At 63.7% G+C, this 22,912-nt stretch carries 18 protein-coding genes and 1 tRNA gene; 14 read left to right on the top strand and 5 right to left on the bottom strand.

Annotated features, from left to right (window positions below):
• Nucleotides 1-6: 6 nt before the first annotated feature.
• The 4 genes from CAFEL_RS05135 (at nt 7) to polA (ending at nt 5,300) form a co-directional block, all read left to right on the top strand.
• The gene (locus CAFEL_RS05135; protein WP_194560988.1) at nt 7-2,004 is read left to right on the top strand and encodes an alpha/beta hydrolase; all 1,998 of its coding nucleotides are present in this window, start codon (nt 7-9) and stop codon (nt 2,002-2,004) included.
• Between the two features lie 91 nt (nt 2,005-2,095).
• Nucleotides 2,096-2,464: a YfaZ family protein gene (locus CAFEL_RS05140; protein WP_194560989.1), complete on the top strand. Its 369-nt coding sequence runs from the start codon at nt 2,096-2,098 to the stop codon at nt 2,462-2,464.
• 77 nt (nt 2,465-2,541) lie between these two features.
• Nucleotides 2,542-2,615 (top strand) — tRNA-Leu (locus CAFEL_RS05145).
• An 81-nt stretch (nt 2,616-2,696) separates the two neighbouring features.
• Nucleotides 2,697-5,300, top strand: coding sequence for a DNA polymerase I (gene polA / locus CAFEL_RS05150; RefSeq protein WP_394354807.1), 2,604 nt, complete (start codon nt 2,697-2,699; stop codon nt 5,298-5,300).
• A gap of 414 nt (nt 5,301-5,714) precedes the next feature.
• Here polA and CAFEL_RS05155 read toward each other — a convergent pair whose 3' ends face one another.
• Nucleotides 5,715-6,947, bottom strand: a complete 1,233-nt coding sequence (locus CAFEL_RS05155) for a YkvI family membrane protein (protein WP_194560991.1) — start codon at nt 6,945-6,947, stop codon at nt 5,715-5,717.
• A 307-nt stretch (nt 6,948-7,254) separates the two neighbouring features.
• Here CAFEL_RS05155 and rpsA point away from each other — a divergent pair, with 307 nt between their 5' ends.
• From rpsA to CAFEL_RS05185, 6 genes are all read left to right on the top strand, one after another.
• Nucleotides 7,255-8,718: a 30S ribosomal protein S1 gene (gene rpsA, locus CAFEL_RS05160; protein ID WP_034999903.1), complete on the top strand. Its 1,464-nt coding sequence runs from the start codon at nt 7,255-7,257 to the stop codon at nt 8,716-8,718.
• 138 nt (nt 8,719-8,856) lie between these two features.
• Entirely contained in the window at nt 8,857-9,450 is a 594-nt protein-coding gene (gene coaE / locus CAFEL_RS05165) for a dephospho-CoA kinase (RefSeq protein WP_194560992.1), read from the top strand.
• Between the two features lie 68 nt (nt 9,451-9,518).
• The gene (locus CAFEL_RS05170) at nt 9,519-9,869 is read left to right on the top strand and encodes a DUF4259 domain-containing protein (RefSeq protein ID WP_194560993.1); all 351 of its coding nucleotides are present in this window, start codon (nt 9,519-9,521) and stop codon (nt 9,867-9,869) included.
• A 69-nt stretch (nt 9,870-9,938) separates the two neighbouring features.
• A complete protein-coding gene (gene uvrB / locus CAFEL_RS05175) occupies nt 9,939-12,038 on the top strand; it encodes an excinuclease ABC subunit UvrB (protein WP_194560994.1) in 2,100 nt (699 codons plus the stop codon).
• Between the two features lie 15 nt (nt 12,039-12,053).
• Nucleotides 12,054-12,512, top strand: a complete 459-nt coding sequence (locus CAFEL_RS05180; RefSeq protein WP_194560995.1) for a universal stress protein — start codon at nt 12,054-12,056, stop codon at nt 12,510-12,512.
• A 59-nt stretch (nt 12,513-12,571) separates the two neighbouring features.
• A complete protein-coding gene (locus tag CAFEL_RS05185) occupies nt 12,572-13,015 on the top strand; it encodes a universal stress protein (protein ID WP_194560996.1) in 444 nt (147 codons plus the stop codon).
• Between the two features lie 2 nt (nt 13,016-13,017).
• Here the strand turns inward: CAFEL_RS05185 and CAFEL_RS05190 are convergent, their stop codons facing one another.
• The 3 genes from CAFEL_RS05190 to CAFEL_RS05200 all read right to left on the bottom strand — a co-directional run bounded on the left by CAFEL_RS05190 (nt 13,018) and on the right by CAFEL_RS05200 (nt 16,969).
• Complete coding sequence (locus tag CAFEL_RS05190) at nt 13,018-15,171, bottom strand: HelD family protein (RefSeq protein WP_194560997.1); 2,154 nt, start codon at nt 15,169-15,171, stop codon at nt 13,018-13,020.
• Nucleotides 15,172-15,247: 76 nt separating this feature from the next.
• Entirely contained in the window at nt 15,248-16,288 is a 1,041-nt protein-coding gene (locus CAFEL_RS05195; RefSeq protein WP_194560998.1) for a DoxX family protein, read from the bottom strand.
• A gap of 87 nt (nt 16,289-16,375) precedes the next feature.
• Entirely contained in the window at nt 16,376-16,969 is a 594-nt protein-coding gene (locus CAFEL_RS05200; protein ID WP_194560999.1) for an MBL fold metallo-hydrolase, read from the bottom strand.
• A gap of 85 nt (nt 16,970-17,054) precedes the next feature.
• Here CAFEL_RS05200 and uvrA point away from each other — a divergent pair, with 85 nt between their 5' ends.
• The 4 genes from uvrA (at nt 17,055) to rplT (ending at nt 21,391) form a co-directional block, all read left to right on the top strand.
• Entirely contained in the window at nt 17,055-19,913 is a 2,859-nt protein-coding gene (gene uvrA, locus CAFEL_RS05205; protein ID WP_194561000.1) for an excinuclease ABC subunit UvrA, read from the top strand.
• A 240-nt stretch (nt 19,914-20,153) separates the two neighbouring features.
• Nucleotides 20,154-20,726, top strand: coding sequence for a translation initiation factor IF-3 (gene infC, locus CAFEL_RS05210; RefSeq protein WP_082855650.1), 573 nt, complete (start codon nt 20,154-20,156; stop codon nt 20,724-20,726).
• 33 nt (nt 20,727-20,759) lie between these two features.
• Nucleotides 20,760-20,954, top strand: coding sequence for a 50S ribosomal protein L35 (gene rpmI / locus CAFEL_RS05215; RefSeq protein ID WP_034999913.1), 195 nt, complete (start codon nt 20,760-20,762; stop codon nt 20,952-20,954).
• A 53-nt stretch (nt 20,955-21,007) separates the two neighbouring features.
• Entirely contained in the window at nt 21,008-21,391 is a 384-nt protein-coding gene (gene rplT, locus CAFEL_RS05220) for a 50S ribosomal protein L20 (RefSeq protein WP_034999914.1), read from the top strand.
• 81 nt (nt 21,392-21,472) lie between these two features.
• Here rplT and CAFEL_RS05225 read toward each other — a convergent pair whose 3' ends face one another.
• On the bottom strand, nt 21,473-22,858 hold the full coding sequence (locus CAFEL_RS05225; protein ID WP_194561001.1) for a hypothetical protein: 1,386 nt from the start codon (nt 22,856-22,858) through the stop codon (nt 21,473-21,475).
• Nucleotides 22,859-22,912 lie beyond the last annotated feature (54 nt).

Consider the following 22,912-nt stretch of genomic DNA (forward strand, 5'->3'; position numbering starts at 1 on the left):
ACCGCAATGTCAACAGCCGTCGCCCACCACGGGCAGCATGTCCCGCCTGGCGAGTGCCCGCCGGATTGCGAACGCGACAACGCCCCGGAAACCGTGGCCAAGCAGCGAAAGCTTTCCGACGCCTGGCGGATCTTCATCTGCCTGGTCCTCATCTTCGTCGGCGCGGGCGGGGCCTCCGCAGTGCAGACCGGGGGAGGATCGATCGAGGTCACGGGGCTGAAGATCGCCGGCAAATCGGGGGCGACCGTCACGGCGGACTTGTTCCGGCCGAAAGCGGCGACCGAAGACAACAAGGCCCCGATGGTGGTAGTCTCCCCGGGTTTCCAGCGCACGAAGGAAACACAGATCTCTAACTCGCTCGAGCTCGCCCGGCGGGGCTTCGTCACGCTCGTGGTGGACCCGTACAACCAGGGCGAGTCCAGCGCGCAGGCCCCCGACGATGACGACTCCGCGCTGATCACCGCGGTCGACTACGTCACCCACAACCTGGGTACCTTCAACTACGTCGACGCGGACCGCGTGGGCATCACCGGCCACTCCGCTGGCGGCAGCGCGGTACGTACGGCCGCGAATCACTACGGCCAGCTGATGGACGACGCGCTTGACGCGGCGAAGGATCCGGCCAGCGACGGCGGGGAGACAATCACCGATGCGGAGCGCGAGTACGCCCAAAGGCAGAACCCCATCGCGGCGGCTTTCATCTCGGGGTGGCTGCGGAACCTCGACGACAAGAAGTTCGCGCACGTGCATTCCAACCTGGGGCTTGGCTACGCGCTTTACGACGAAGGCGCCTACCGCAACGTCAATGGCGATGGCGACCTGCGCAACGCCCCCGAGGCCATTGCCATGGTCAACTCCGGGATGGACAAGGACCACAAGGTCGACTCGGTGGAGATCGGCCGCGGCTATGGCAGCGTGGAGGACAAGACGTACCGCGTGGCGTACAACGATGAGACCCTGCACCCGCTGCAGCCGCTGACGCCGAGCGCGATCGCCAGCCTGCTCGACTTCTTCGACACGACCCTGGGCGCGCCCGTCTCCCTCGACAGCCACAACCAGACCTGGTGGGTCAAGGAGCTGTTCAACCTGCTCTCGCTGGTGGCCGCGTTCGCCATGCTGTTCCCGCTGACGCGGGCGCTGCTGCGCACCGACTTCTTCGCTCCCGTGGCCCAGCGCCTGCCGCAGGCGCCGTTGCGGCCGCGGGGCAAGGGCGCGATGCGGTTCTGGGTGGTGTTCTTTGTCACCGCGGTGATTGCCTACGTGACCTTCATGCCGCTCGCCGACCTTTCCCAGCACCTCTTCTCGGACGCGGCGAACAAGGTGAGTACGTGGTTCTTCCCAGCGCGCATGGTGAACGCGGTACTTTTGTGGGCCGTGGTCAACGGGCTTATCGGGCTGCTGATCTTTTACCTGACCCGGGACAAGACCACCTACCCAGAGGGCGAGCGCGCCCGCGCCTGGGGCATCACCATGTCGTGGCGGGACTTCGGAAAGACGGTCCTGCTGGCGATCACCGTGCTCTTTGTCTACTTCTCCGTCCTCGCCGTGGTCTATGCCGCTTTCCACACCGACTACCGCTTCCTGGTCATCGCGTCGCGCCCCCTGAGCATGCGATGGTTCCTTATCGCCTGCGAGTACGTACCGGTGATGTTCGTGTTCTACTTCGCCAACTCGCTGCGCGCCGGCGTTGGCACCCGCTACCGCGACGTGCCGGCGTGGCAGACCTACGTCATCGCAGTGATCGCGAACTCGCTCGGACTGGCGGCGATCTTCGTGGTGCAGTACGTGGTCTTTGCCGCCACCGGCACGGTGCACTGGACCGAAGACTGGCTGTACGTGAACATGCTGCAATCGATCCTGCCGATGATGATTCTGCTACCGATTATGAACAAGCAGTTTTACTCGCTCACCGGGCGCGCGTGGCTGGGCCCGCTGGTGCTCACGCCGCTGTTTATCACTATGTCGCTCGGCGGCAGCGTCGCCTACATCCCGGGCCTTGCCTAGCGGTAGGGACCCTGTCTGTATAAGGAATATGGTTGTACTGAATTACTGACGTACTGAATCGCTGAATGCCACGCTAGGTAAGGAGAACCCCATGACCCGTGCACTCAAGACCTCCGCCCTCGCGGTCGCGTCCTTGGCCACCGCCGTGACGCTCAGCGCGTGCGGCAGCTCGCACAACGGGACTTACACCGGCGATGTGACCAACATTGAGACCGGCCAGAAGGAGGGCACCGCGACCCTCGAGCTCGGCAACAAGTGCCACTGGAGCTTTACGGACAACGACGGCAACACCGACGACGCTCGCTGCGAGTCGTCCAAGGGTGGCAAAGAGCTCAAGCTTGCCGACGTCAAGACTGGCAAGGACCGCAAGTACGACGGCCAGTTCAACGGCGAGACGCTGATCCTGCAGCCCACCGACGACAACAAGCAGATGATGGTGCTGACCAAGACCGGCAAGTAGGCGGCGAATAGCCCGAGCCGCGATTCACGCCGAAGCTCGCTCCTGCGATATAATTTCGGCGACGCAATCGCGACACCGCCCCAGTAGCCCAATTGGCAGAGGCAACGGATTCAAAACCCGTCCAGTGTGAGTTCGAGTCTCACCTGGGGCACAACTTTTTCCGCCACCGAACCGTCTAAGCTTGGTTCGCGTGACTGCAAAGAAACGCTTGTTGCTTATCGACGGCCACTCGATGGCCTTCCGCGCCTTCTACGCGCTGCCCGCGGAGAACTTCTCCACCTCCGGCGGCCAGCACACGAATGCGGTCTACGGGTTTTTATCCATGTTCGCCAACATCCTGGCGGACGAGAAACCGACGCACGCCGCCGTCGCCTTCGATGTGGGCCGTAAGACGTTCCGCACGGAGCGTTTCCCGGAGTACAAGGCGCAGCGCGAGTCCGCGCCGCCGGAGTTCAAAGGGCAGGTGCCGATCATCGAGGACGTGCTGGGCGACCTCGGCATCACCACCTTGAGCAAGGAGAACTTCGAAGCGGACGACATCGTCGCCACGCTGGTGACCCAGGCGCGCGCGGAGGGCGACTTCGAGATCGTGCTGGTCAGCGGCGACCGCGACTACATCCAGCTTGTGGACGGCACCACAACCCTGATGTATCCCACCCGCGGCGTGTCCACTATGACCCGGTTTACGCCTGAGGAAGTGGAGAAAAAGTACGGGCTCACGCCGGCGCAGTACCCGGACTTCGCGGCGCTGCGCGGGGATCCGTCGGACAACCTGCCCAGTGTGCCGAAAGTGGGGGAGAAGACCGCCACCAAGTGGATCACGCAGTACGGCAGCCTGGAAGGGCTCATCGAAAGCGCCGACGAGCTCAAGGGCGTGGCCGCGAATAACTTCCGCGAGCGCATCGACCAGGTGCGCCTCAACCGCGAGCTCACGCAGATGGTCACCGACGTCGAGCTGCCGGTCGCCCCGAACGATCTGGAGCTCAAGCCGGCGGACGTCACCCAAGTCGCCTCCCGCTTCGACGACCTCGAGTTCGGCGTCAACCTCCGCGAGCGTGTTCTCGCCGCCGTGCCTACCGACGGCGCCGCGCCCGAGACAGAGACTGTCGAGCTTGAAGACGTCACCATCGACGACGAGCCGCTGGACACCTGGCTCAATAGCCGTCAAGCCGACGGTCTTGCCGTCTATGTCTCCGGCAATGCCACGCCCGGGCAGGGTGATGTGGTGGCGTTGGCGATCGTCGATAAGCAAAGGCACGGTGTGTCTAAGCTCGCCGCGGATTTGAGCGCCGAGGAGGACGCCGCGGTAAAGCGGTGGCTCGAGTCGGACGCGCCGAAGTACATGCACGAGGCGAAGGCGGCGTACCACATGCTGCGCGGTCGCGGCATCGAGCTCGCAGGCATCGCGCACGACACCGCGATTGCCGCCTACCTGCTGAGACCCGGACAGCGCACCTACGCGCTGGAGGACATCTACCAGCGCCATCTGCAGCGCCAGCTCAACGTCGGCTCGGATCAGATGAGCCTGCTCGGCGATACCGCGGACGTGGATGCGGCCGCGGCGATCTTGGAGCTGTCCGCGGAGCTGACGAAGGAGCTGCGCGAGATCGACTCCTACGAGCTCTACGCGGACCTGGAGCTGCCGCTTGTCACCGTGCTCGCCGAGATGGAGCACACCGGCATCGCGGTGGATCTGGACGTGCTGGAAAACCAGTGCAAGGAGCTCACGCTGAAGGTGGAGCAGATTGAGCAGGAGGCGCGCCAGCTTGTGGACGAGCCTTCGCTGAACCTGTCTTCGCCGAAGCAGCTGTCGGCAGTGCTCTTTGACAAACTGGAGCTGCCGAAGACGAAGAAGACCAAGACCGGGTACTCAACCGCCGCAGGTGAGATCGAGGCACTGGCGGAGAAGAACCCGCACCCGTTTTTGGACCATCTGCTGGCGCACCGCGAGCACCAGAAACTCAAGTCCACTATCGAGGGCCTGATTAAGACGGTGCAGCCGGATGAGCGCATCCACACCACGTTCAACCAGACGGTGGCGTCCACAGGCCGGCTCAGCTCCGCGGAGCCGAACCTGCAGAACATCCCGGTGCGCACCGAGGCGGGCCGCGCGATCCGTTCCGCGTTTGTGGTGGGCGAAGGCTACGAGTGCCTGCTCACCGCGGACTACTCGCAGATTGAGATGCGCGTGATGGCGCACTTAAGCCAGGACGAGGGCCTGATCGAGGCGTATAGGGCAGGGGAGGACCTGCACAACTTTGTCGGCTCGCGCGTGTTCGACGTGCCCATCGACCAGGTCACCCCGGAGCTGCGCCGCCGCGTCAAAGCGATGTCCTACGGTCTGGTCTATGGCTTGTCGGCGTACGGGTTGTCCAACCAGTTGTCTATCTCCGCCGGCGAGGCGAAAGACATTATGGCCAGCTACTTCGAGCGCTTCGGCGGCGTGAAGCGCTACCTGGATGAGGTAGTGGAGCAAGCGCGTCGCGACGGCTACACGTCCACCGTGTTCGGCCGCCGCCGCTACCTGCCGGAACTGAACAGCGACAACCGGGTAGCACGCGAGAACGCCGAGCGGGCCGCCCTGAACGCGCCGATCCAGGGCACGGCCGCCGACATCATCAAGGTGGCCATGCTGCGCGTGGACGCGGCGTTGGAAGGCAAAGAGTCCCGCGTGCTGCTCCAGGTCCACGACGAGCTTGTTGTCGAAATCGCCCCGGGCGAGCTGGACGAGGTGCGCGGGATTGTGGAGCGCGAGATGGACGACGCTATCGAGCTGCTCGTCCCGCTGGAGGTCTCCGCGGGCACCGGCGCCAACTGGGACGCGGCCGCGCACTAGTCAGTTGGCTCCACAAACGCCAAGGCGGGTAGGAACGATATCGATTCCTACCCGCCTCGCGCACGGCACCCCTCCCACGGCCGTGGTCCCCTCCGTGGAGCTTCCCCCTGCAGCTCCGAGTGCATATTCAGTTGTGAACCTCCCCTCGGGGGAAGGGGCCACCGGGGGCGGCCATGACCCGGCTGGGGCTTAGATTTCACCCCTGGCCAGGTCGTTCCCCGAAAGCCAAGCGCGACCTTACCGTTGGGTAAGGAAAGGCTCAACGGACGTACAGGATAAGCCCAGAATCGAACATTCCGTTAACTGGATCACATGAATAGTTGGACGGCTGGCCAGCAACAAAAAGCGCTCAGTTACGCGGCGTTTACTTCCGTGTAACTGAGCGTTTCGCCCCCGGTTTGTACCCCCGTTTTGCTATAGCAGGTCGTTGAGTGACCGCCGCTTGTTGTCGTCTTCGGAGGACTCGACTTCCTCCTGGAGTGCGTCCTTGAATTCGTCGTCCTCCAGGTTCGATTCGGTGGCTAGTTCGTCGACCTCTGGGCCGTCCTCGGCTTCGACTGCGTCGGCGCGGCGCTCGCCCTCGTCCTTCAACTCGCTGCGGTGGCGCAGATAGGTCACCGTCATCACTGCCATCACGAACAAGCCGAGGTAGCCCAGGATCGGATACAAGCTGCTCACCAGCGGCTGGAAGCCGGCGAAGGAAAGACCGAAGCCGACGATGCAGGCGATGGCGTACACGGGGTAGAAGCGCTCCGGCTTCTTGCGGGTGAGGCGCTTTGCCAACGCGTAGAACATGCCCAGGCAGGTGTTGAAGACCATGAGGAAGATCACCCAGGTCATGATGAAACCGAGTACGGGGTTCACGTTTTCGATCACGGCGAGCAGCGGCATGTCGTTGCCGTTGACGGATTCCACCTGGATCAGCAGCGATGCCACGAGCAGGGCCAGCATCACCGCGTAGATCACCCCGCCGAGGATGCCGCCAAGCCGGCTGCTCTTCGTGTCGAACTCGTCGCCGGCCATGACCAGCGCCATGGACACGCCGCACAGGGCGTTCAGGCCGGTGTGGTTGAGCGCTCCCAGCCACCAGTACGGGGTGCCGTCGGCGCGGGAGACCTCCTGCTGGGCGTAGTTGCCCACCTCGCTCCAGCTCACGTCCACCTGGGTGAACGAGTAGATGCTGCCAATCAGCACGAACACCACGAGTAGTGGGGTGGCCCAGCCGATGACGGAGGAGACCTTGTCCACGTCGAACCGGCCGACGATCAGCATGAGTGCGAGCATGGCTACCGCACCCACCCAGATAGGCCACCCAAACGACTGTCTCAGGTTCGACCCGGCGCCGGCGAACATGACAAACCCGACGGAGAACATGCACGCCACCGCGGACCAGTCCATGATGAAGGCCGCGGGCTTCGAGGTGACGTTGTAGAAGACCTCGTTGTGCTCGCGCGCCAGGAAATATGAGCCGAAGGTCATGAACGCCGTTGCGGCGAACAGCATGGTCACACTTGCGAGAATCACGCCGTAGAACCCGTCGGTGCCGTAGGCGACAAAGTACTGCAGCGCCTCCATGCCGGAGGCGAAGCCGGCACCGACGACGATGCCGACGAATGAGGCAGCGACTGCGAGGCTGCGTTTCCACATAAAAGTTTGCTCCAATTGCGTTACTGGTGGCATGTATTGGTGTCTGCTAATGCTAGCGGTTAGGGCAAACCGGAGGGGCGTCGGAAAGCACCTGCGAATCATTTGCTCTAGCTGGGCAAAGTGTCTACACTCGTGCGGGCGTGTCTACGCGCGAGCGCGGTGCCCACCGTAATAGGAGGGTGAGGTGGCCGTTGCGGCGCGAGATCGGCGCACGCGAGCTTACGGCTTCTAGCAGCGGGTTTACGTGGCCGAGAGAGACGCTCCTGTCCAATCACGATCTCCTATTTTTTCGGAGCACATAGAACTTATGCGCACTTCCAACGCACCCCAGGTAGCCATCAACGACATCGGTGGCCCTGAGGAATTCCTCGCCGCAGTCGACGAGACCATCAAGTACTTCAACGATGGCGACATCGTCACCGGCACCGTGGTCAAGGTCGACCACGACGAGGTCCTGCTCGACATCGGCTACAAGACCGAGGGCATCATCCTCACCCGCGAGCTGTCCATCAAGCACGACGTCGACCCGGAAGACGTGGTCGAGGTCGGCGATGAGATCGACGCACTTGTCCTGACCAAGGAGGACAAGGAAGGCCGCCTGATGCTGTCCAAGAAGCGCGCTCAGTACGAGCGTGCTTGGGGCACCATCGAGGAGCTGCAGGCCAACGACCAGCCGGTTACCGGTACCGTCATCGAGGTTGTCAAGGGCGGCCTCATCCTCGACATCGGCCTGCGCGGCTTCCTGCCGGCATCGCTGGTCGAGATGCGTCGCGTCCGCGACCTGGATCCGTACATCGGCCAGGAGCTCGAGGCGAAGATCATCGAGCTGGACAAGCACCGCAACAACGTGGTCCTGTCCCGCCGCGCTTACCTGGAGGAGACCCAGTCCGCGGTCCGCTCCGACTTCCTGCACCAGCTGCAGAAGGGCCAGGTCCGCAAGGGTGTCGTGTCCTCCATCGTCAACTTCGGTGCGTTCGTCGATCTCGGCGGCGTCGACGGCCTGGTGCACGTCTCTGAGCTGTCCTGGAAGCACATCGACCACCCGTCCGAGGTTGTCGCCGTGGGCGACGAGGTCACTGTCGAGGTGCTCGACGTCGATCTCGACCGCGAGCGTGTTTCCCTGTCGCTGAAGGCGACCCAGGAGGATCCGTGGCGCGTCTTCGCCCGCACCCACGCTGTGGGCCAGATCGTCCCGGGCAAGGTCACCAAGCTCGTCCCGTTCGGCGCGTTCGTCCGCGTCGAGGAGGGCATCGAGGGCCTCGTCCACATCTCCGAGCTGGCTCAGCGCCACGTGGAGGTCCCGGACCAGGTCGTCAACGTCGGCGAAGAGGTCATGGTCAAGGTCATCGACATCGACCTGGACCGTCGCCGCATCTCCCTGTCCCTCAAGCAGGCTGACGAGGACTACGTCGAGGAGTTCGATCCGTCCCGCTACGGCATGGCCGACTCCTACGACGAGCAGGGCAACTACATCTTCCCGGAGGGCTTCGACCCGGAGACCAACGAGTGGATGGAAGGCTACGACGAGGCTCGTCAGGCATGGGAGGCACGCTACGCCGAGGCAGAGCGTCGCCACCAGGCCCACACCGCCCAGATCGAGCGTCACCGCGCCGCTGCCGCCGAGGCCGCGGAGCAGGAGGGCGAGCAGGCCAACTACTCCTCCGAGTCTGCAGCTGCAGCTCCGGCAGCTGACCAGGCTGAGGAGAACATCGGCTCCCTCGCCTCCGACGAGCAGCTCGCGGCTCTGCGCGACAAGCTCGCTGGCAACTAGTCGCTCACAAGTTCGCGACTAGGGGTTCCGATCAACCCGTTGCCTAAGCACGAGCTTGCGAGTGCTTAGCATCTCGCTTAGCGACGAGCGCCCCGCACACCACATCGGTGAGCGGGGCGCTTTGCTATGTTCGGCCCCATGAAGAAAGTTGGCCTGACAGGCGGTATCGGCAGCGGTAAATCCACGGTGGCGCGAATGCTTGGCGGCACCGGCTTTGCCGTGGTTGACGCCGACCAAATCGCGCGCGACATCATGGCCCCCGGCTCACCGGTACTGGACGAGGTCGCCGCTGCGTTCGGCGCAGACCTCATCGGCGACGACGGTGCACTGGACCGTGGGGAGCTCGCGCGGCGCGCGTTCGCCACCACGGAGGACACGCAGCGCCTCAACGCTATTACGCACCCTGCCATCCGTGCTGAGTCCGAACGTCGCTTCGCTGCCGCCGAAGAAGCGGGGGAGCAGGCCGTCATCTACGACATGCCGCTCCTCGTGGACCTCGGGCTGAATCAGGACATGGACCTCACCGTTGTCGTGGATGTGGACAAGGAGGAGAGGATCCGAAGGCTCGTCGATAAGCGAGGGCTCGACCAGGCCGACGCGAGGGCCCGCATGGCGCAGCAGATCGACGATGCGGCACGGCTCGCGGCAGCAGACGTCGTGATCGACAACAACGGGCCGCTTGAGGCGCTCGAACCGCAGGTGGATGCACTTATTAAGAAAATCAAAGATTAGTGAATTGTACTGTCGCATTTAACCGGTGTGACACGTTTCATTTACCTTGCTGTTTTAGCTTTCTGTGCATGGGAACGTGGAACACGGGGCCGTTCGACAACGACTCTGCTCATGATGCCGTTAACGCACTGGTCAACGGCACGTTCTGCATGGCCCAGTTCCGCTTCGAATGCGGGCTCGGATCCTTGGATACGGACGAGGCGGAATCCGTGATCGCGCTCGCCGCCCTCATCAACGGCCATTTGCCGGAGGGGCTCGAGGGGACGATCGACTACACGTTTACCCTGGATGACAAGCAGTGGATCCGCCGCCGCGCGCAAGCGGTGTTACGGCCCGGCGGATCCGCGTTGTACTCCATGTGGGAAGAAGCCGGCGAGCTGCAGGAGTGGCTGGAGACCTCCCGCAAGTACGCCGCCTAGGCTCTCGGGAGCCCTTGCCTATCGACGAGCAATGCCTCGCCCGACGCACTTGGCGATAGACTGGCCGGCATGGCTTTTGCTGCTGAACATCCCGTCCTCGCGCAGTCCGAGTTCCGCCCAGTGGGGGAGATTGAGCGTCGCGAAAAACCCTTCGAGGTCGTCTCCGAGTTCGAACCCTCCGGCGACCAGCCAACGGCGATTGCACAGCTGGATGAACGGCTCAACCGTGGCGAGCGCGACGTCGTGCTCATGGGCGCGACCGGTACCGGTAAGTCAGCCACCGCCGCGTGGCTCATTGAGAAGCAGCAGCGACCCACGCTAGTCATGGCGCCGAACAAGACGCTGGCGGCGCAGCTGGCCAACGAGCTGCGCCAGCTGCTGCCGAACAACGCGGTGGAGTACTTCGTGTCGTACTACGACTACTACCAACCGGAGGCCTACATCGCGCAGACGGACACCTACATCGAGAAGGATTCGTCCATCAACGACGATGTGGAGCGTTTGCGCCACTCCGCTACTTCCGCGCTGCTGAGCCGGCGCGACGTGGTTGTGGTCTCCTCGGTGTCCTGCATCTACGGCCTCGGCACACCGCAGTCCTACCTGGACCGCTCCATTGTGCTGCGTGTGGGCGAGGAGGTGGAGCGCGACCGGTTCCTGCGCCTGCTAGTGGACGTGCAGTACGAGCGCAACGACATCGACTTCAAGCGCGGCACTTTCCGTGTCAAGGGCGACACCGTGGACATCATCCCGGCCTACGAAGAGGTGGCGGTGCGCGTGGAGTTCTTCGGCGACGAGGTGGACTCGCTGTACTACATCCACCCGCTCACCGGCGACGTGATCAGCCAGGAAGATGAAGTGCGCATCTTCCCGGCCACCCACTACGTGGCCACGGACGAGCGCATGGAAAAGGCTATCGAGGCCATCAAGGAAGAGCTCGCGGACAGGCTCGAGGAGCTGGAGAACAAGGGCAAGCTGCTCGAGGCGCAGCGCCTGCGCATGCGCACCGAATACGACCTGGAGATGATCCAGCAGGTTGGGTTCTGCTCCGGCATCGAAAACTACTCGCGGCACATGGACGGCCGCCCGGCGGGCTCCGCGCCAGCGACGTTGATCGACTACTTCCCGGAAGATTTCCTCACCATCATCGATGAGTCCCACGTCACCGTGCCCCAGATCGGCGGCATGTTTGAAGGCGACATGTCGCGAAAGCGCAACCTGGTGGAGTTCGGTTTCCGCTTGCCGTCCGCGGTGGACAACCGCCCGCTGACGTTCGACGAGTTCGAGGCCCGCGTGGGGCAGACCGTGTACATGTCCGCCACGCCCGGCGACTACGAGCTCGAGGCCGCCCAGGGCGAGTTTGTGGAGCAGGTGATTCGCCCGACCGGCCTGGTGGACCCGAAGGTCACCGTCAAACCCACGAAGGGCCAGATCGACGACCTGATCGACGAGATCCGCACCCGCACCGCCAAAGACGAGCGTGTCCTTGTGACCACCCTGACCAAGCGCATGGCCGAGGACCTCACGGATTACCTGCTGGACAACGGCGTCAAGGTGCGCTACCTGCACTCGGACATCGACACCCTGCAGCGCGTGGAGCTGCTGCGCCAGCTGCGTTTGGGCGAGTACGACGTGCTCGTGGGCATCAACCTGCTGCGCGAGGGACTGGACCTGCCGGAAGTCTCCCTCGTTGCGATCCTGGACGCGGATAAGGAGGGCTTCTTGCGCTCGACCAAGTCGCTGATCCAGACGATCGGCCGCGCGGCGCGAAACGTCTCCGGCGAAGTGATTATGTACGCCGACCAGGTCACCGAATCCATGCAGGAGGCCATCGACGAAACTGAGCGCCGACGCGAGAAGCAGATCGCCTACAACGAAAAACACGGCATCGACCCGCAGCCGCTGCGCAAGGCGATCGCGGACATTTTGGACCAGGTGTACGAAGATGCGGACACGGATGCGTCGGCAAGCTTGAGCTCCGATACGGCCGTTGCGGAGCGCGCGGACGTGTCCAACATGGCCTCCGACGAGGTGCAAAAGCTTATCGACGACCTGACGGTCCAAATGCGCGACGCCGCCGGCGAACTCAAATTTGAACTTGCCGGAAGACTCAGGGACGAGATTGCGGATCTCAAACGAGAGCTGCGTGGTATTAAAGACACAGGAAATTAGCGAAAGGAACCTGCTTTGCACACCTACAAGTCGATCGCTGTCGGCACCGACGGCTCCGCCACCTCCATGGTCGCAGTGCGTGCCGCAGCCAGCCTCGCCCGCGTCTACGGCGCTGAACTAACCATCATCTGCGCCCACTACACCGCCTCCGGCTCGATGCTGAACTCCACGAACGCGGAATTGTCCCGCGTGGACATCGTCACCGCCACCAACGCGCGCGAAATTCTGCGCAAGGCGGACGAGATTGCCAAGGAGGAGCAGGCCGGAAAGATCAACCTGGTGTCCAAGGGAGGACAGCCCGCAAACGTGCTGGTAGAGGCCGTCGGCGAGTACGGCGTCGACCTGCTCGTGGTGGGTAACAAGGGCATGCGCTCGATGGCCGGGCGCATTTTCGGCAACATCCCCGGCAACGTGGCCAAGAAGGCCCCGGTGGACGTCATGCTCGTGGATACCCGGGCAGAGGGACACGACTAAACCTCCAAGGGGTACACTGACCACGCTAACCGCGTCGCATTTTTGAAAGGTGATTTCACATGGCCGATTACTACAAGACCATCGTCGTCGGCTCCGACGGTTCCAAGTCCTCTCTGCTGGCCGTTGAGCGCGCCGCGAAGATTGCCGCCTCGTTCGGCTCCACCCTCGTCATCGGCACCGCTTACTACGAGAACGAGGAAGAGGCCGGGAAGACGCTGCGTCAGGATTCCGTGACCATTTTGGGCGACCAGAAGGCACTGGAGAACCTCGAGAGTGCAGCTGAGCACGCCCGCGCCGCTGGCGCCCCGGACGTGCAGACCGCGACCCGCCCGGGCACCCCGGTGCAGGCGCTGATGGCCATCGTCAACGACAACAATGCTGACTTGCTCGTGGTGGGCAACCGCGGCATCAACTCCCTGACCGGCCGCCTGCTGGGTTCCGTGCCGGCGGACGTCGCGCGTCAGTCCGACTGCGACGTCATGATCGTTCACACGGTCAAGTAAATTTATTCGCCGACCACCGTCAGCGTCTGCGTGGCGCGGGTGACGGCGACGTAGAGGTCTTGCCACCCTTGTGGCGAGGCCTCTTTAATTTTGCTCGGATGCACCACCACAACGTTGTCGAACTCCAGGCCCTTCATCTCGCCGACGTTGTCCGCGTCAATGACGGCGGTCAAGCCTTCGCGCCTTACGACGTCCTCCGGTCTGCCCACAAACTGCACCGGCACACCGGATTCGCGGATCGCCTCCGGTACGGCGGCGTCCGGGTCGATCTCGGCCAACAGCTCGGCGGCGTAGTCCGCGATCTCCTTCGGCGTTCGGTAGTTCACTGTGAGCTCGTGGAGGCGGAACCGGTTGCCCACGAAGGGCGCCAGCGCGTTCGTCCAATCGTCCACGCCGGCGGGGGAGGACGTCTGGGCGGTGTCGCCCACGAGCGTCATCCACCGCGACGGGCAGCGGCGGAACACCATGCGCCACTCCATGGGGGACAACTCCTGCGCCTCGTCGACGATGACGTGTCCGTACGCCCACGTCTGGTCCGCTCGTGCGCGCTGTGCGGTTGAGCGGGTGTCAGTCTCCCGCTGGCGGCTGGCGAGTGTCTCCGCGTCGATGACGTCTGCGGCGGAGAGGATCTCGGCTTCGAACTGGTCGTCGTCGTTGTCCGTGGATTCGGACGAGGACAGCACATCGAGCGCGCCCTCAGCTTCGGCGACGAGCTCGCGCCATTCCTCTTCTTCCTTCCGGCGCTGCTCTTCGGGGTCGACGGTGCCGATGAGCACGGCCAGCTCGTCCACAAGCGCGGTGTCCGCGCGGGTAAACGGGGAGCCCGGCGCACGGTACAAGGCGTCGCGGGTGTAGTCGTCGTAATCGTGCGCTACCTCGGCGATGGCGTCCTTGTCGGTCAGTAGCGTGCCCAGCACCTCGACGGGGTCCAGTTCCGGGAAATGCGTGTCGATGAGTTGCTCTACCTGGGGGTCGTCCGCGAGGTCGTCGTGAAGCTGGTCCACATCCGCGTCCGAGAGCAAGTTCGCACCGCCGAGTGGGTCCTCGCCGATGCGCTTCGCCAGCGCCTCCGCGAGTAACTGCGTTAGGTGCTCAGCGAAGTAGGCGCGCGCCTGGTTATGGGGGCGACGGGAGCGCCGCGCCCTCGTGCGGGCGGCCTTGACCATCTGTGGGGTGGCGTTGACCGGCACAGAGTCGAAGGTGAGGCGCACCGGCTCCTCCGGCACCGTCTCGTAGGCCTGCACAGCTCGCTTCAGGATGGTCACCATCTCCTCGGAGCCCTTCACCTCGCGCGCGGCGATGGAGTCCTCTCCGGTGGGGGCGAAACCCGGCACGAGCTGGTCGGCGGTGGCCAGCACCACACCCGTCTCGCCGAGCTCCGGCAACACGCGGGAGATGTATTCGAGGAACGTCGGGTTCGGGCCGACCACCAGCACACCGGTGCGGGTGAGCTGCTCGCGCCATGTGTAGAGCAAATACGCGATCCGGTGCAGCGCCACCGCCGTCTTTCCGGTGCCCGGTCCGCCCTGGACCACCATGACGCCGCGGGTGGTGTCACGGATGATCTCGTCCTGCTCGCGCTGGATCGTTTCCACAATGGAGCGCATGTGGCCGGTGCGGGCTTCGTTCATCGCGCGGCGCAGCGCCGCCTCGGAGCCGACGCCCGCATTGGAGGTTTCCGCGCCGTCGCCGGAGAGCACCTCGTCGTCAACCGCAGTGACTGTGCGCCCCCGCATGCGGATGTTGCGGCGCGTCTCCACGCCCTCCGGGTGCGCGGTGGTCGCCAGGTAGAACGGGCGGGCGAGGGGAGCGCGCCAGTCCAACAGGAGGGTGCGGTAGTTGTCCTCCCTGTCGTCGATGCCCATGCGCCCGATGTAGCGCCGCTCCAGGTCCGGCCGGCCCGGCACCGGGTTTTCCGGGTCGTCGTCGGCGACGTCGATACGGCCGAAGACTAAGCCGGTCTCGGCCACGTTGAGCGCATCCAGCTTTGCGTTGAGCCCGTGGTACTCCGTTTCGCGGCGCACCAGGGCGTCCGAGTCCGGGTTGTCCGGGTCCACGTCGCGCTGCACTTCTTCAAGGCGCGCTTGAGCTCGCGCCACCTCGCTATCCAAGTGCGCGAAAAGCTGATCCACGTACGTTTGTTCTGTTTCCTGCATCCTCACAACAAACGGCCCCGGGACTGGGAATATTCCCAGCCCCAGGGCCGCCAAGTAGCTGAAGTAGTTGCGGCTCTTAGGCGAACTTCTTCTGCGCCTTCTTCACCAGCTTCTGAGCCTTCTTCTCGGCCTTCTTCGCCTTGCGCTTCCACTTGAGCTTGGTGATCCAGGACGGGTTAGCGTCCAGCTTGTCCCAAGCGTCCTGCAGGGCGTCGACCGCGTTCTGCGCCTTGTCCTGGGCCTTGGCGGAAGCCTTGTTCACCTTGCGCTTCGCCTTGAACTTGTCCAGGGCGGACGGCTGCAGGTCGTCCAGCTGGTCCTGGAGGTCGCCGACGACGCTGTTGACCTTGCGCTTCGCCTTGAACTGCTGGATCTTGGACGGCTTGATGTCGCCGTACGCGTCCTCGGCGGTGTCGGTGGCCTTCTCAGCAGCGTCGTCCAGCCAATCGCCCGCGTCGGACAGGAAGCTGGACGCCTGCTTCTTGGCGTCGCCGAGCCAGTCGTTGGCAGCGTCGCCGGCCTTGGAGGCCTTCTTCTTCCAGTCGCCCTTGTTGTCGTCGACGTAGTCGGTGACCTGGTCGGTCGCGTCGGAGAACCAGTCGGACGCCTTGTCCCAAGCCTTCTCGGTCTCAGACTTGGTCGGCAGCGCCTGCTTGACGTTCTTCTGCGCGGCCTGGGCAGCGTGCTGGGCGCGCCACTTCAGGTCCGGCTTGCCGTTGTTGTCCACGGTGGCCAGCAGTACACCGCCGGCGAGGCCGAGGTCCGTCAGGGCACCGGTGCGGCGGCGTGCCTTCTCGTCATCGTCCTCAGCCTCCCAGAATGCGTGGCGGCCCATAACGGTCGGCAGCGCAGTGGCGGCGAGCAGGGTGGCGGACAGGCGCGGGAACTTGCCGATGGCGAAGGACGCGCCAGCGCCAGCCTTGGTGGCACCGACGATCTGCGCGGCAGTCTCCGGGCTCTTCGGCAGGAAGCCGCGGTACTCGCGCGGGGTGAGGGCGCGCAGCTTCTTCAATACGCTGTCCGCGCTGTCCTTGTGGCCAGCCGGGTTCAGCAGGGTCTCGACACCGTCGATCACGTAGACCGAAGCCAGCATCGGGCGTGCGATTTTACGGATCATACTTTTACCCAATCCTTACTTTTTGTAGCTGAATGTGCTCCCGTCGAGTGTAGCGATTTTGCGCCACCCCGGTAGCGGGTTTTGTCCTTACCAGCGGCGATCCCACCAGTCGTCCAGGTGCGGACGCTCTTCGCCGAGCGTGGTGGGTTTACCGTGGCCCGGCCAAACGACGGCCTCGTCCGGGTAGACGTCGAAGACCTTTTCTTTGACGTCGTTGAACAGGCGGACAAAGTCGCCCTCGGACTGGGTTTTGCCCAGCCCGCCGGGAAACAGCGAGTCGCCGACGAACAGGTTGACGGTGCCGTCGATCTCCGCCGCCAGGCAGGCGCCGCCCGGGGTGTGACCGCGCAGGATGGTCACGGGCAGGCGGTGGCCGGTGAACTCGATTGTGTCGCCGTCGTTGAGCTCCACATCCGCCGGGGCAGGAATCGCCGGGGCGTCCAAAAACGGCGCGTAGTGCTTCGCGCCAGTGGCCTCGAGCACCTCCTTGAGGGCCCGGGTGTGGTCGTGGTGGCGGTGCGTGGTTAACACGGCGGTGACCTTCACGCCGGCGTCGTCGGCCATCGCCTGAAGTTCGGGGGCGTTCGCAGCTGCGTCGATAAGCAACCCCTGCCCCTCGCTGCAGAGGAGATAGCAGTTGTTGTCCATGTCGGAGACAGAAATATGGCGAAGAGAAAGCATGCGGCCAAGACTAGTGAGGAATGTTTGTCCGCACCGCTGCGTTGGTAGCGTCTTGGGAGTACTAATCGACGAAAGCGAGAGTGACGTGGCCGAAAAGCTGACAGTGCGCGGCGCGCGCGAACACAACCTCAAGGGCGTGGACATTGAGCTGCCCCGCGACAAGATGGCGGTGTTTACCGGCCTGTCCGGCTCCGGCAAGTCCTCGCTCGCCTTCGACACAATCTTCGCCGAAGGGCAGCGCCGGTACGTGGAGTCGCTGTCCTCCTACGCCCGCATGTTCCTGGGGCAGATGGACAAGCCGGACGTGGACTACATCGACGGGTTGAGCCCCGCGGTGTCCATCGATCAGAAGTCCACCAACCGCAACCCGCGCTCCACCGTGGGCACCATCACGGAGATCTACGATTACCTGCGCCTTTTGTACTCGCGCGCCGGCACTCCGCACTGCCCGGTGTGCGACGCGGTGATTGAGCGCCAGACCCCGCAGCAAATCGTGGACCGCGTGCTCGAGCTGGAAGAGCGCACCAAGTTCCAGGTGCTCGCGCCGATTGTGCGAAAGCGCAAGGGCGAGTTCCAGGATCTTTTCGCCGATCTGTCCTCCCAGGGCTACTCGCGTGTGAACGTGGACGGGGAGACCTACCAGCTTTCGGACCCGCCGAAGCTGGAAAAACAGATCAAGCACAACATCGACGTGGTGGTGGACCGCCTCACCGTCAAGGCCAGCCAGAAGCAACGCCTGACGGATTCCGTGGAGACGGCGCTCAAGCTTGCCGACGGCCTTGTCGGCTTCGACTTTGTCGAACTGGACGCCGACGACCCGGACCGCGTGCAGATCTTCTCTGAGAAGATGGCCTGCCCGAACGGCCACAAGCTCAACGTGGAGGAGTACGAGCCGCGCGCGTTTTCCTTCAACTCGCCGTTCGGTGCCTGCCCGGCCTGCGACGGCCTGGGCGTGCGCAAAGAGATCGACGTGGACCTGGTCATCCCGGACCCGGACGCACCCGCGGTAGATGCGTTCCAGCCGTGGAACTCCAGCCCGAACAAGAAGTACTTCACCAAACTCATTGAGGCGTTGGCGAAAGAAGAGAAGTTCGACGCCAATGCGCCACTGAGCTCGCTGACCAAGACGCAGCAGAAGCACCTGATCCACGGCTCGTCCACGAAAGTGAATGTGCGCTACAAGAACCGCTACGGGCGCCAGCGCTCCTACACCGCGGCCTACGAGGGCATCGTGGGCTACCTGGAGCGCAAACTGGAGCAGACCGAGTCCGAAACGCAAAAGGAACGCCTGCTCGCCTACACCCGCGAGGTGCCGTGCCCGACCTGTAACGGCGCGCGCTTGAAGCCGGAGATCCTGGCGGTGCGCCTGGCATCGACCACGCACGGGGAGCGCTCTATCGCGGGCCTGACTGAACTGTCGATCGAGGACGCCTCCGAATATCTGGACAACCTGGTGCTGGGGTACCGCGAGGAGATGATCGCCGGTGCCGTGCTGCGCGAAATCCAGGCACGCCTGCATTTCCTTTTGGACGTGGGGCTGAACTACCTCACCCTGGCCCGCTCCGCCGGCACGCTGTCCGGCGGCGAGGCGCAGCGCATCCGCCTGGCCACCCAGATCGGCTCCGGCCTGGCTGGTGTGCTCTACGTGCTGGACGAGCCGTCCATCGGCCTGCACCAGCGCGACAACCAGCGCTTGATCACTACCTTGAAGAAGCTGCGCGACCTAGGCAACACGCTGGTCGTGGTCGAGCACGACGAGGACACCATCCGCGAGGCCGACTGGCTCATCGACATCGGCCCGCGCGCCGGCGAGTACGGCGGGGAAGTGGTCTACCAAGGCAAGCCGGAGGGCATCCTCAAGGCCAAAGACTCCATCACGGGCGACTACCTGTCCGGCCGCAAGGTTATTGAGGTACCGGAGCGCCGGAGGGACGTCGATAAGCAAAGGCAACTGAAGATCATCGGCGCACGCGAGAACAACCTCGATAACGTCAGCGTGGACATCCCGCTCGGCGTACTCGTGGCCGTGACCGGCGTGTCCGGCTCCGGCAAGTCCACGCTGGTCAACCAGATTCTGGCGAAGACGTTGCAGAACCAGCTCAACGGCGCGCGCCAGGTTCCCGGCCGCGTGAAGAAGGTCGAGGGGCTGGAGCACCTGGACAAACTCGTGCAGGTGGACCAAAGCCCGATCGGGCGCACCCCGCGCTCCAACCCGGCGACGTACACCGGCGTGTTTGACAAGATCCGCAACCTGTTCGCCGAAACCCAGGAGGCGAAGGTGCGCGGCTACAAGGCCGGGCGCTTCTCCTTCAACGTCAAGGGCGGGCGTTGCGAAGCCTGCCACGGCGACGGCACCATCAAAATCGAGATGAACTTCCTGCCGGACGTGTACGTGCCGTGCGAGGTGTGCGAAGGCGCGCGCTACAACCGCGAGACGCTCGAAGTGCGCTACAAGGGCAAGAACATCGCTGAGGTGCTGGAGATGCCCATCTCGGAGGCCGCTGAGTTCTTCGAGCCGATCAACTCCATCCACCGCTACCTACAGACGCTTGTGGACGTCGGGCTGGGCTACGTCCGGCTCGGCCAGAGCGCGACCACACTGTCCGGCGGCGAGGCGCAGCGCGTGAAGCTCGCCGCGGAGCTGCAGAAGCGCTCCAACGGGCGCACGATCTACATCTTGGACGAGCCGACGACGGGTCTGCACTTCGAAGACATCCGCAAGCTCATGCTCGTGCTCAACGGCCTGGTGGAGAAGGGCAACACGGTGCTGGTCATCGAGCACAACCTGGACGTGATTAAGTCCGCGGACTGGATCGTGGACATGGGGCCCGAAGGCGGCTCCGGCGGCGGCACTGTGGTCGCGCAGGGTACACCGGAGGACGTCGCAAAGGTGCAAGGCTCCTTCACCGGACAGTTCCTGCAGGACGTTTTAGTCAAGGGGTAGCGTGCCCGATTTGGTTTGTGCAGGTATAAACATGTATATTGCTGCCTACACCGCCCAGCGCGCCCGTGTTATGCGGGTGCGGGGGCCGCAAGAGGAGTGAATCCCACCCCAAGCCGCTCAGGCAACTGAGTTGGATACGGGTCAAAGGGTGCGTCAGGCAAGACAACTGTCTTGGCGTGCCTTGGACGAACTCCCGCCACCCGTCAGGGTGAGCGGGTTTTTCGCGTGGGATGAGTCTGATTGCGGTTCAAGTGCGGCACGCATTGTTTCTTTAAGTCTCTAGGAGTTCTCATCAGCGCTGAAGCTCGGATCAATGAACGAATCCGCGTCCCTGAAGTTCGCCTCGTCGGCCCGTCCGGCGAGCAGGTGGGCATCGTCCGCACGGACGACGCCCGCAAACTGGCGTACGAGGCGGACCTCGACCTGGTTGAGGTAGCCCCGAAGGCCAAGCCGCCCGTGGCCAAGATCATGGACTACGGCAAGTTCAAGTACGAGCAGGATCAGAAGGCCCGCGAGGCCCGCAAGAACCAGCAGCAGACCGTGGTCAAGGAACAGAAGTTCCGCCCCAAGATCGATGAGCACGACTACCAGACCAAGAAGGGCAATGTTGAGCGCTTCCTGGAGAAGGGCAACAAGGTCAAGGTCACCATCATGTTCCGCGGCCGCGAGCAGGCTCGCCCCGAGCTGGGCTACCGCCTGCTGGAGCGTCTGGCTGAGGACATCGGGGAGCTCGGCGTTGTCGAGTCCCGTCCGAAGCAGGATGGCCGAAACATGACGATGGTCTTCGGACCGGCTCGCAAGGGCAAAAAGTAGTTCCAACAATCGACACTCTGAAGGGCTTTCACCATGAAGCAGAAGACCCACAAGGGCACCGCAAAGCGCATCAAGGTCAACGGCAAGGGCAAGCTGCGCCGCGAGCAGGCTGGTAAGCGCCACCTGAACGAGAAGCTCTCGTCGAAGCGCCGCCGCAAGCTGTCCGGCTCCACCGACGTCGCGAAGGCTGACGTCAAGCGCGCAAAGCGCCTCCTCGGCATGTCCTAAGCACTGCCCGATCAATCAACCGATTACGAGAAAAAGAAAAGGAAGTTTGACTCATGGCACGTGTGAAGCGTTCAGTCAATGCTAAGAAGAAGCGCCGCGCAATCCTCAAGTCCGCGAAGGGCTACCGCGGCCAGCGCTCCCGCCTGTACCGCAAGGCGAAGGAGCAGTGGTTGCACTCCCAGACCTACGCGTACCGCGACCGCCGCAAGCGCAAGAGCGAGTTCCGCAAGCTGTGGATCCAGCGCATCAACGCCGCTGCCCGCATGAACGACATCACCTACAACCGCCTCATCCACGGCCTGAAGCTGGCCGAGGTCGAGGTCGACCGCAAGATCCTGGCCGAGCTGGCTGTCAGCGACTTCGCTGCCTTCTCCGCTCTGTGCGAGGTTGCGAAGAACGCTCTGCCGGAGGACGTCAACGCTCCGAAGGCTGCGTAAAGCACTTTCGCTTAACGACGAAGCTCCCGCCCATCCCCGAACAGTCGGGAAGGGCGGGAGCTTTTTCGTGGTGGAGCTGTTTTAGAAGATGCCCTCGTTCTCGCGGCCGAAGTCGTCGAGCGTGACGTCGCGGGAGTCGACATCCTGGTCGTTGTACTCGGAGTCGTCACCGTCGAGACGGCCAGTCTGGGTGACGGTGATGTAGTTGGTCAGACGGCCTTCCTTGGTGTTGCCGTCGCCGAAGGAAAAGGACACGAGGTCTGCTTCCTCACCCGGGTTGATGGGGTTGGAAAGGGTGACCTCGAAAATGCGAGCCTGCTCATCCTCGTCCCAACCCAGGTCGTGGGCGTAGCCGCCCTCGCGGGTGGTGGTGGTGATCAGACGGTCAACGCCCTCCGGGCCGTCCTCGGTGCGGACTGCGACGCGGAAGGTCACAGCCGGGAACTCGCCCCAGTAGCGTTCGTTGCCGACGTTCTTCACGCGCAGCGCGGTGGAACCGGCGAAGCCCTTCGCCTTCGCGGAGGAGACAGTGAAGTACGGCTCGAGGTCCAGGTCGTGCTCGGTGTTGTCGGTGGTGCTTTCGTCAGCCTTTTCGGACTCCTCCTTGGCCGCGTTTTCGTTGTCGGCGGCGAGGTTGACGTCCTCGTTGCTGACGTCGGCGGTCTTGTTGTCGTCGACCTTCTCCACGTCGTCGATGTTGTCGCCCTTGTTCAGGGCGTCAACGTCCTTGTCGTACTCAGCGTTCGGCTCGTCCTTGACCTCGGTGGTCTGCGCACCCTTGTTGGGAGCCCAGGAATCAGCCGGGGTGTCGAAGTTCTTCACGCGCACCTCGTTCTTTACCGGCATGTTGGCAACCCAGGCGGTCGGGGTTGCCCAGGTGCCGTTCGGGCGGCAGCGCTGCTGGGTACCGGTCATGGTGACGGTGCGGAAGCCGTAAGTTGCCTCGCCGGTGTTGCCGGCCGGCACGTCGTACGGGCCGACGGTCTGGCCGACGTTCCAGGACAGCTCAGCGGAGACGTCCCAGCCCAGGGACTTCGCCAGGGAGTAGCCGATGTTGCCCTCGATGCCCTTCTTGGAGCCGGAGCCGCCGAGATCCAAAGTCTCGGTCTTGGAGCCGTTCACGGAAGCGGAGACCGTCTGGGTGCGGGAGAGATCCTGCTGCAGCGGGATTGCCTCGTCGGAAAGGTTCGTGGTGGAGATGGTGCCCACCGGCAGGAAGTTGTCCTTCACCTTGTACACGACGGTGCGGTAATCCTCGGTCGAGTTGCACACCGGGCGCGGGTTAAGCACGTTGGCCTTCAGGTGGTCGGAACCACGGTAGGTGTGAACGATCGGGAGCTTGTCGTTGTTCGCCGGGGTCTCGGGAGCGGACTCCTCGAGGGTGGTTGCGTTCGCGGGAGCGATGGCAGCGCCGGCCATCAGAGCGCCGAGAAGCGCGGTAGTGATGCGTCGGGTCTTACGGGTCATACGTTGTCCTTTCCTGTGAAGCTACCGCCAGCGTCGCTAGCAGTCGGGTTGATC

The organism is Corynebacterium afermentans subsp. lipophilum (assembly GCF_030408375.1).
Taxonomy (GTDB): domain Bacteria; phylum Actinomycetota; class Actinomycetes; order Mycobacteriales; family Mycobacteriaceae; genus Corynebacterium; species Corynebacterium lipophilum.